This window comes from Candidatus Desulfatibia sp. (assembly GCF_036446775.1).
Taxonomy (GTDB): Bacteria; Desulfobacterota; Desulfobacteria; order Desulfobacterales; family UBA11574; genus Desulfatibia_A.
Map to the genome: position 1 here is coordinate 1 of NZ_JAZFTO010000338.1, position 5,021 is coordinate 5,021.

At 47.6% G+C, this 5,021-nt stretch carries 4 protein-coding genes; 3 read left to right on the top strand and 1 reads right to left on the bottom strand.

Features of this window, described 5'->3' with window-relative positions; genetic code table 11:
* The first annotated feature begins 325 nt into the window (after positions 1-325).
* Genes V3S16_RS15785 through V3S16_RS15795 form a run of 3 tightly spaced genes read left to right on the top strand, consistent with a single transcriptional unit; the run spans position 326 to position 3,819 of the window.
* Positions 326-1,645 carry an aminotransferase class I/II-fold pyridoxal phosphate-dependent enzyme gene (locus tag V3S16_RS15785; protein ID WP_413886656.1) on the top strand — a complete coding sequence of 440 codons (1,320 nt, stop codon included), beginning with the start codon at positions 326-328 and terminating at the stop codon, positions 1,643-1,645.
* Positions 1,642-3,465 (top strand): chloride channel protein, encoded by a 1,824-nt coding sequence (locus V3S16_RS15790; RefSeq protein ID WP_413886658.1) that lies wholly within the window; start codon positions 1,642-1,644, stop codon positions 3,463-3,465. Before V3S16_RS15785 ends, V3S16_RS15790 begins: the two co-directional genes overlap by 4 nt.
* Positions 3,466-3,522: 57 nt before the next feature.
* On the top strand, positions 3,523-3,819 hold the full coding sequence (locus V3S16_RS15795) for a hypothetical protein (protein ID WP_413886660.1): 297 nt from the start codon (positions 3,523-3,525) through the stop codon (positions 3,817-3,819).
* A 28-nt stretch (positions 3,820-3,847) separates the two neighbouring features.
* Here the strand turns inward: V3S16_RS15795 and truA are convergent, their stop codons facing one another.
* Positions 3,848-4,609, bottom strand: coding sequence for a tRNA pseudouridine(38-40) synthase TruA (truA, locus tag V3S16_RS15800; RefSeq protein ID WP_413886662.1), 762 nt, complete (start codon positions 4,607-4,609; stop codon positions 3,848-3,850).
* Positions 4,610-5,021: the final 412 nt, after the last annotated feature.

Sequence of the window (5,021 nt, forward strand, 5' to 3'; positions counted from 1 at the left end):
AATGGTTAAGGAAAAAAGCGCGAAGCGCTTAACCTCTCCGAGGCGTAGGATCGTGCCTCTACGAGCCGGAGGCCTGAACCGGGAACCCGGAACCTTATAACCTAGACCGACCTGATGTCCAATTTATGTGCAATCCCAAGGTATATAAAGGTCTACGGTCATTTATATAAGGCAAATAACGAGGTCTGGAATGTAAGAATAGTTGTTATTATTAGATTTTTTTGGTATAGTAAAAAGCGTTACTATTCTTGGCAAGGTTGTTTATCAAGATGTTAAATGATAAAATAGTACCGTATGCCACATCAGTGTACCAGGAGGTAAATACATGCATCCTATTGCGCAGGACCTCAACCGGATCATCGCACAGGGGAATCCTCATCTATTGGATATGCTTTCGGAAATGGGCAAAAATCTCTTTTTCCCTAAAGGGATTTTAAGCCAGAGCGCGGAAGCCAAGGCCAAAGCTTATAAGTTAAATGCAACCATAGGAATTGCTACAGAGCATGGACGCACCATGCACTTTCCTTCGGTAATGGATGCCATTAACGGCATCCAGCCGGAAGCGTCTTTAACCTATGCACCGTCTTTTGGAATTCCGGCTTTAAGAAAAATATGGCAGGACAGCCTGGTTAAAAAGAATCCATCGCTTACAGATAAAAAATATAGCCTACCGGTGGTTACATGCGGTATTACCCACGCTATCAGCATATTTGCCGGTATATGGGCTGATCCCGGAGATATCATCGTTTTGCCGGACATGATGTGGGGCAACTATAATATGATTTTAAATGTCAGAAAGGGTGTAACCATCAGTCATTTCCCAATCTTTTCTAAAGACGGCGGATATAATCTTTCGGCTTTTGAAAAGAAGCTCACGTTTGAAGCGCAAAGACAGGATAAAATTATTGTCCTGCTGAATTTCCCGCATAACCCTACCGGTTATACCGTCAGTGAGGAAGAAGGCGGTCGCATCGCCGAGATTCTTGTGAATACGGCCAGGAGTGGAACCAACGTCATAGCGGTTACGGACGATTCCTACTTCGGCCTCTTTTACGAAGACAACACGTTGAAAGAATCCCTTTTTGCGCAGTTATGCGACCGGCACCCCAGGCTATTGGCCGTTAAGCTGGACGGCGCCACCAAGGAGAATTTTGCCTGGGGATTAAGAATCGGTTTTATAACTTACGGAAGTAAGATCGAAGGTGATCCTTTGCCGGTATACGATGCCCTGGAGAAGAAGACCGCCGGCAGCATCAGGGGTTCTATTTCCAATGCATCCCATCTGGGCCAGTCAATCGTATTGAAATCTATGCAGGGGGACAGCTATGAGGCTGAAAAAGAGGAAAAATTCAAGATTCTGAAAAACAGGGCTCAACGTGTCAAAGAAGTCCTTTCGGACCCCAAATTTAAAGATGGTTGGGACGTTTACCCATTTAACTCCGGTTATTTCATGTGCATCAGACTCAAATCCGTTGAAGCTGAACCCTTGCGGCTGCACCTGCTTGAAAAATACGGCGTGGGGCTGATCTCAATGGGCCAAACGGACCTTAGGGTCGCTTTTTCGTGCCTGGAAGAAAATGAGATTCCTGAGCTGTTCAATATTATCCTGCAAGGCGTTGAAGATCTGAAAGCGCTTGATAAATGAGTCTATTCACGCAACTGAAAAGAAGCTTAAAAGCTTTTGCCGTTAAAGAAAGGTCCGTCATTATCGCCCATGCCGGCAAATGGACCGTAAACTTTGTATTAATCGGCATTATCGCCGGTTTGGGTTCTATTGCTTTCTACTATCTTTGCCAGGCCGGTTTGTATTATTTCATGGATCTGGTGGCCGGGTACAGGCCTCCCTCTCCGGCCGGTGAACATCATCTTTTTCCAGTGACGGGAACACCGTTGAATCGCTACATTCTGCTTATTCTTCCGGCTTTGGGCGGCGTTTTGAGCGGGTGGCTGGTGTATACCTATGCCCCTGAAGCCGAAGGTCACGGCACGGATGCTGCCATCGATGCCTATCACAACAAAGGCGGCTTTATACGCAGCCGGGTTCCGATTGTTAAAATCATCGCCTCTGCCCTTACCCTCACCACCGGTGGTTCAGGTGGGCGGGAAGGTCCCATCGCGCAGATTGGGGCAGGATTCGGATCATTTCTGGCGACCAAACTGAAATTGTCTGACCGTGAGCGGCGCATCATGATGGCGGCAGGAATCGGTGCCGGCGTCGGCAGTATCTTCAGGGCTCCTTTGGCGGGTGCCCTTTTTGCTTCCGAGGTACTTTACCGGGACCCCGAATTTGAGTCCGAGGTGATTATTCCGGCCGGAATTTCATCGGTGGTGGCTTATTGCCTGTTTAGCCTGGTGTTCGGCTGGGGATCGCTGTTTGAGGCGCCTTATTTTCAATTCCGCAATCCTCTGGAATTGGGGCCGTATCTCGTGCTGGCCCTGGTGTTGGTGGGCACCGGTATTTTGTACGTTAAATCGTTTTATGGCATTGTCCGACTGTTCAAGTCCCTGAATATACCGAATTATTTAAAGCCGGGCCTCGGAGGATTGTGTACCGGCATCATCGGTTTCTTTTTGCCCCAGACACTGGCTTTTGGCTACGGTTTTGCCCAGATGGCGCTCGACAATGATCTTACCATACCGTTTTTGCTTCTTCTGGCCATGGGGAAAATCTTCACCACTGCGTTTTCCATCGGTTCCGGAGGCAGCGGAGGCGTGTTCGGACCTTCAATTGTCATCGGCGGGTCTCTGGGTGGTGTCGTCGGAAAACTATTTCACCAGATCATACCGGGTGTCGTCACCCAACCCGGGGCGTTTGTAGTGGTGGGTATGGCCGGCTTTTTTACGGCTGTTTCCAACACGCCGATTTCAACCATCATATTTGTCAGTGAAATGACCAACTCCTATCATTTGCTGCTGCCGAGCCTGCTGGTCTGTTCAGTCTCTTACCTTGCGGCCCGGAGATGGACCATCTACGAACGGCAGGTCAAAAATAAGGTCGCTTCTCCGGCCCATGCCGGAGATTTCTTTGTGGATATTTTACAGGCTATCAGGGTCCAGGACCTCATGCACCTGGTGAAAGACGTCAAGCTGATTCCCCAGAACATGACGTTTCGGGAATTCAGGGAGTTCTTTTGCGAGACCAAACAGCACTATTTCCCGGTAGTAGATCCAAATAACAGACTGGTGGGGATTTTTTCCAGTACGGACATCAGGGGCGTGCTCTTTTCAAAGGGTATCGATAACCTTGTCGTGATGAGGGATGTTGCCACTTTTGATCTTATCAGCACCACCCCGTCTGATGACCTGAACTCCGTATTTCAAAAGTTTACGATCAAAAACATCGACAGCCTGCCGGTCGTAAGGGATGATGATCATGGTGTTCTGTTGGGGATGCTGAACCGCAGGGAGGTTATTGCCTTTTACAACGAACAGGTCCAAAAGATGAAGAACAAGTCGGCTGCCTAGTCCGGCTCTTTTATGCATGCGGCTGTAGTAGTAGTATTTTTCGTGAAAGGAGAATTAATGCTGACCGCTCCATCAATAGCAGAGCTTTGCGATGCGTGCGGCATCCTTTTTGGCCCCGAGATCGAGATTTCTCTCGATCTTTTGAGATACCTCAGACTCTCAGGCCTGAAGGCTGCATACCGCAAAAAGGTGTTTGAGACACATCCTGACAGGGCCAAGACTCTTGGTGAAGATGAAGCCAAAATGAATGCGCATTTTGTAAGACATGGGACCCTAAGCATGCAAAAAATGGAAGAGATAGTTGGAAAACAGCATGATCACAATAGAAAGGTGTTTTGGGGCAACTGGCGCTAAATGATGAATTCTAATTTTTACGAATTCATCAATAGTTGACCTGCATCAGATATAGCCCGCAGGGCGGGGCCGTTATACCGGCAAGGTTACGGTCCTTTGACAGCATAATCCTTTTAAAATCTTCCGGAGTACTTTTGGCAAGTCCGACATCCACAAGCGTTCCCACAATATTTCGGACCATAAATCTTAAGAATCCTTCGCCTTCAATCTCAAAGATTAGATAGCCGTCATTATCTTTTACCAGATCCGCATGGATTACCCGGCGCGTGGTGTGCGTTCTGGGACTGCCCGTACCTTCAAAGGCTTTAAAGTCATGGGTGCCGATAATATGACCACAAGCGCGGCGCATGGCGCTCAAATCTAACTTCTGGGGAATATGCCAGGAGTACTGCCGCCCGATGGCTGCGCAAAGACCGCGATTCAATATCTTGTAGTGATATGTTTTGCTTTTCACATCATAACGGGCATTGAATGTTTCCGGTACCTCCGCGCATGCGGTTATGATAATATCACGCGGTAAAAGGCTGTTGAGTCCTCTTTGAAAAACATCGTGAGTAAGGGTTGTCTCACATAGAAAATTCGCCACCTGGCCGTAGGCATGCACGCCGGCATCCGTCCGTCCCGAGCCTGTCAGGACGACTTTTACGCCGGCCATGGTCATTAATGCTTTTTCAATCTCTTCCTGAATGGTCGGCTCGGTTGCCTGGCGCTGCCAGCCGTGATAGGCACCGCCGTCGTATTCAATGGTAAGCTTAAAGTTTTTGTAAGCGTTCACAGGTTCAGAGTTCATCGTTCAGGGTTACCATTCGTAGGCCTTCGCAGGTTCAGCCTGCGACGAGCTCAGCCGAGTCGGGTTCAAAGGTTCAGGGGTTATATATTTAGGGGTTAACGCCGAGCCCAGAGCCCAGAAGGGGGAACCTCTAAACCCCATAACCTTTGAATCCCAAACCCCGAACCTTTGAATCCTGAACCCCGAATGCAGTTTGACAATATCGACCTAATCTGTCAAATGAAATCAAGACCTTTGAAAAAGGGGTGTTAGTAAATTAAATTCCAAATATCAAATATCAAACAAATAACAATGACCAAAAGGGGAAATCCCAAATAACAAAATACAAATAACAAATAAATTCCAATGACCGAAAAAACAAATAACAAACAAAAGAATAAAAAAATAGTTTTAGCCCTTGTTTGGAATTTGA